At 47.0% G+C, this 4,268-nt stretch carries 6 protein-coding genes and 1 pseudogene; 5 read left to right on the plus strand and 2 right to left on the minus strand.

The window, feature by feature from the left end:
- Nucleotides 1-285, plus strand: a pseudogene (locus BHE85_RS11210) (IS4 family transposase); the annotation flags it as partial.
- A gap of 34 nt (nucleotides 286-319) precedes the next feature.
- Here the strand turns inward: BHE85_RS11210 and BHE85_RS11215 are convergent.
- A complete protein-coding gene (locus tag BHE85_RS11215) occupies nucleotides 320-1,693 on the minus strand; it encodes an MFS transporter (RefSeq protein ID WP_001127216.1) in 1,374 nt (457 codons plus the stop codon).
- A gap of 176 nt (nucleotides 1,694-1,869) precedes the next feature.
- Here BHE85_RS11215 and kdgR point away from each other — a divergent pair, with 176 nt between their 5' ends.
- The gene (kdgR, locus tag BHE85_RS11220; RefSeq protein ID WP_001262182.1) at nucleotides 1,870-2,661 is read left to right on the plus strand and encodes a DNA-binding transcriptional regulator KdgR; all 792 of its coding nucleotides are present in this window, start codon (nucleotides 1,870-1,872) and stop codon (nucleotides 2,659-2,661) included.
- A 142-nt stretch (nucleotides 2,662-2,803) separates the two neighbouring features.
- On the opposite strand, the gene BHE85_RS11225 is transcribed toward kdgR, so the two are convergent.
- Entirely contained in the window at nucleotides 2,804-3,043 is a 240-nt protein-coding gene (locus tag BHE85_RS11225; RefSeq protein ID WP_001211011.1) for a YobH family protein, read from the minus strand.
- Nucleotides 3,044-3,201: 158 nt separating this feature from the next.
- Here BHE85_RS11225 and mgrB point away from each other — a divergent pair, with 158 nt between their 5' ends.
- The 3 genes from mgrB to BHE85_RS11240 form a co-directional block, all read left to right on the plus strand.
- A complete protein-coding gene (gene mgrB / locus BHE85_RS11230) occupies nucleotides 3,202-3,345 on the plus strand; it encodes a PhoP/PhoQ regulator MgrB (RefSeq protein WP_000714550.1) in 144 nt (47 codons plus the stop codon).
- Between the two features lie 74 nt (nucleotides 3,346-3,419).
- Nucleotides 3,420-3,707, plus strand: coding sequence for a YebO family protein (locus BHE85_RS11235; protein ID WP_001006860.1), 288 nt, complete (start codon nucleotides 3,420-3,422; stop codon nucleotides 3,705-3,707).
- A gap of 340 nt (nucleotides 3,708-4,047) precedes the next feature.
- Nucleotides 4,048-4,268: IS1 family transposase (locus BHE85_RS11240; RefSeq protein WP_005004670.1), on the plus strand; the 221-nt coding region annotated here is incomplete at its 3' end.

The following is a 4,268-nucleotide window of genomic DNA, read 5'->3' on the forward strand; positions in this document are numbered from 1 at the left end:
GCTTATAATCTGGTGAGATATCAGATGATTAAAATGGCGGAACATCTGAAAGGTTACTGGCCGAATCAACTGAGTTTCTCAGAATCATGCGGAATGGTGATGAGAATGCTGATGACATTGCAGGGCGCTTCACCGGGACGTATACCGGAGCTGATGCGCGATCTTGCAAGTATGGGACAACTTGTGAAATTACCGACGAGAAGGGGAAGGGCCTTCCCGAGAGTGGTAAAGGAGAGGCCCTGGAAATACCCCACAGCCCCGAAAAAGAGCCAGTCAGTTGCTTAACTGACTGGCATTAGTCCTGATCGACGCGCTTTTTTTATGCCCTGGATCGTGGCTGAGTGATACGTAAACCACTGACACAGGCAGCAATCACTGCCAGAATAGCCGCAGCCATCAGCGAAACGTGCGTACCATTATCACCGAACTGATTTAGCATCAGCGCCACCAGTGCCGCGCCGCTACTCTGACCCAGTAGACGAGCCGTTCCTAACATGCCACTGGCTCCACCGCTACGTTCGCGAGGAGCGGAGGTAATAATGGTGTGGTTATTGGGTGACTGGAACAAGCCAAATCCAGCGCCACATAAGATCATCGGCCAGATAATATTGATATCCGCAGGTGACGCGGGCAGCAGAACCAGGGAAAAAAGCCCCGCAGCCATGATGAACAACCCTAGAGCACCCAGCAATCCTGCATGTACGCGTTCAATCAAATAGCCTGCCAACGGAGCCATCACCATCGTTGCTAACGGCCACGGTGTCAGAAGTAAACCTGTTTCGACTTCACTACGCCCGAGCACGGTTTGCAGGTAAAAGGGCAGGGAAACCATTGCCAGCATTTGTGCGCAGAAAGAGCAAACAGATGTGCAAATAGAAAGTGAAAACAGCGGGATACGCAGTAAATCCACCGGTAGCAGCGGTACGGGAAGAGAAAGCTGGCGGCGAATAAAGAAAATACCAACAACAACCATTACCACCAGTTCCGCAGCAATTAACGTCAGCGATTGCCCCTGAGCGAAACCACTCAACGCAGTGATAAGCAGGCCGAAGGTTAACGCGTTCATCACGGCGCTGGGCAGGTCGAAACGGGGTTTACTGGCGCGAGAACCATTGGGTGGCAGAAAACGCATCGCCAGAAGCAGGGCGATAATACCTAACGGTACGTTGATTAAAAATAACCATTTCCAGGATGCGATGGAGAGGATTGCTGCAGCAATTGTCGGCCCGGCAGCAGAAGAGACGGCAACAATAAACGAGTTTATGCCCATCCCTCTCCCCAGAAAACGTTGTGGATAGATCAGGCGGATAAGTGCGGTATTAACGCTCATCAACGCTGCACCGCCGAAACCTTGTATGACACGCGCAAGGGTGAGCATTTGCAGCGAATCAGAAAGGGCGCAGAACAGTGAAGACAACAGAAAAACGACCAGACCGCATTTATAAATACGTCGATAGCCAAACATATCGCCCAGAAACGAAAACGAGAGCAGGGAGATGACAATGGCGATTTGATAGGCGTTCACTACCCAGATGGAACTGGCTGGCGTGGCATGAAGGTCCGTGGCGATTGTTGGCAGGGCGACGTTGGCGATTGCGCCGTCAAGGACAGCCATCGAAATACCAATCACAATGGTTAATATCGCACCGTATCGCTGGGGCAATGGCAGGCCGTCGGCCTGAACTTTTGGCATAGGAATTTTATATCTTTGGTGAATAATCAACAGGGGTATGATTCTAGCACTGATATTCACGGTGGATGTCGCAGAATTGTAACTAACCGGCAAAAGATGGATTGCGACCCCCCTGGTGCGAAATTATAATAAAAAACAGTTCTGATTTTTATAAAACACTCGCAATGAGGTGATAAATGGCTAACGCAGATCTGGATAAACAGCCTGATTCTGTATCTTCCGTGCTAAAAGTTTTTGGCATTTTGCAGGCGCTGGGTGAAGAGCGCGAAATAGGGATAACCGAGCTGTCGCAGCGCGTCATGATGTCAAAAAGCACCGTTTATCGCTTTTTACAGACCATGAAAACCTTAGGTTATGTGGCGCAGGAAGGGGAGTCGGAGAAATATTCCCTGACCCTGAAATTGTTTGAACTGGGCGCTCGCGCGTTACAAAACGTCGATTTAATTCGTAGCGCAGATATCCAGATGCGTGAGATCTCCCGCCTGACCAAAGAAACTATCCACCTCGGCGCACTGGACGAAGACAGTATTGTTTACATTCACAAAATTGACTCTATGTACAATTTGCGCATGTATTCACGGATTGGGCGTCGTAATCCGCTGTACAGCACCGCGATTGGTAAGGTACTGCTGGCATGGCGCGATCGCGATGAAGTGAAGCAAATTCTTGAGGGCGTGGAGTATAAACGCAGTACCGAGCGGACCATCACCAGTACAGAAGCGTTATTACCCGTTCTGGACCAGGTGCGCGAGCAGGGGTATGGCGAAGATAACGAAGAGCAGGAAGAAGGGCTGCGATGCATTGCGGTACCGGTATTTGATCGCTTTGGCGTGGTCATTGCCGGTTTGAGCATCTCCTTCCCGACGTTGCGTTTCTCTGAAGAGCGTTTACAGGAATATGTCGCAATGTTGCATACCGCAGCGCGCAAAATTTCTGCCCAAATGGGTTATCACGACTATCCGTTCTGATGAGAGTAAGAACCTGTCGGAATATCAAACAGACAGGTTCTTTATTTAGCATGAGAAAAATAAAGTTGAAGGTGCGTTATATTAAACGCGCTTGCTATAAGAATATTTTACTCATGAGTGAGAATCTGGTTATTTATTACCCTTAACCATTATCGACCACGATATTGCTTTTACGTAACAGTGGGCAATCTGTTATCCCCAAGAAACCACTTTTAGTGTGCAAGTATTGTACCGTGCTGGTGCCTCTGGCAGTCAGATAGGTACATTGCAAACCTAATCCTGCGGCATTCTCTTTGCTTCCAATCAAAACGCCATATCCGCTGAGTAATAATCCTATCCATACCAGTGCTATCAGCATAACTGTGCGAATGATGAATCGCATTACAACCTCTTCTCTTTTTATGTTCGCTTAATCGTAGCGGCAATATGCGCTGAAGCAAGCTACTCATTCCGAAAAAGCACGAATATCGACATAGTTAGGCGCTGTTTAACTAACGCATGCTAGTTTAATGACATAAGGTAGGTGAAGCGGAGATTGGAGTGAAAAAGTTTCGATGGGTCGTTCTGGTTGTCGTGGTGTTGGCTTGCTTGCTGCTTTGGGCGCAGGTATTCAACATGATGTGCGATCAGGATGTACAATTTTTCAGCGGAATTTGTGCCATTAACCAGTTTATCCCGTGGTGATATCATTTTTTCAGCACTAGATTTTCTTCCTCTCCAGCAGTGGTAGAATAGCGCCTCTACTCAGAGGTGGTGAAATGAACGAAGTTGTAAATTCAGGCGTGATGAACATTGCGTCTTTGGTTGTATCGGTGGTAGTTCTTCTTATCGGGCTCATCTTGTGGTTTTTTATCAATCGTGCCAGTTCACGGACTAACGAACAGATTGAACTGCTTGAGGCGTTGCTGGATCAGCAAAAACGTCAAAATGCACTTTTACGTCGTTTGTGCGAAGCAAACGAACCAGAGAAAGCAGATAAAAAGACCATTGAGAGTCAAAAATCGGTTGATGACGAAGATATTATTCGCCTGGTCGCCGAACGATAATCCTTCCTCAATCTTGAGTAACCCCGTCGTTGAAGGGTTACTCAATTCATCCTGATTATACGCACTGTCATGGTGCAACTGCTTCAAATTAAAACTCTGGTCTGACTTCAAATAATTATCATATTATTTATTTGCGTAACGGGATATCAGAAAAAGATATTTTCCTCATTAATTTATTAGGATGTTTACATCGGATTTGTGATTAAGCGTGGTATTATTTATTAGCGAAACGTTTCTCTCTTGATTTTTTTGCTCATTCATCAATTTTTCTTATTTTAAATTTTCGGTAATGCTGCCAACTTACTGATTTAGTGTATGATGGTGATTTTAAGGTGCTTGCGTGGCTTCCATTTCCATCAGATGTCCTTCCTGCTCCGCTACTGAAGGCGTGGTGCGTAACGGCAAAAGCACTGCCGGACATCAGCGCTATCTCTGCTCTCATTGCCGTAAAACATGGCAACTACAGTTCACTTACACCGCCTCTCAGCCCGGTACGCACCAGAAAATCATTGATATGGCCATGAATGGCGTCGGATGTCGCGCCAGTGCACGCATTATGGG

It is taken from the genome of Shigella sp. FC1567 (assembly GCF_001743015.1).
Taxonomy (GTDB): Bacteria; Pseudomonadota; Gammaproteobacteria; order Enterobacterales; family Enterobacteriaceae; genus Escherichia; species Escherichia coli.

What these genes read in the sequence shown, in the direction of transcription:
- BHE85_RS11215 (WP_001127216.1), bottom strand. Translation starts at nt 1,693, where the DNA reads ATGCCAAAAGTTCAGGCCGACGGCCTGCCATTGCCCCAGCGATACGGT.
- kdgR (WP_001262182.1), top strand. Translation starts at nt 1,870, where the DNA reads ATGGCTAACGCAGATCTGGATAAACAGCCTGATTCTGTATCTTCCGTG.
- BHE85_RS11225 (WP_001211011.1), bottom strand. Translation starts at nt 3,043, where the DNA reads ATGCGATTCATCATTCGCACAGTTATGCTGATAGCACTGGTATGGATA.
- BHE85_RS11235 (WP_001006860.1), top strand. Translation starts at nt 3,420, where the DNA reads ATGAACGAAGTTGTAAATTCAGGCGTGATGAACATTGCGTCTTTGGTT.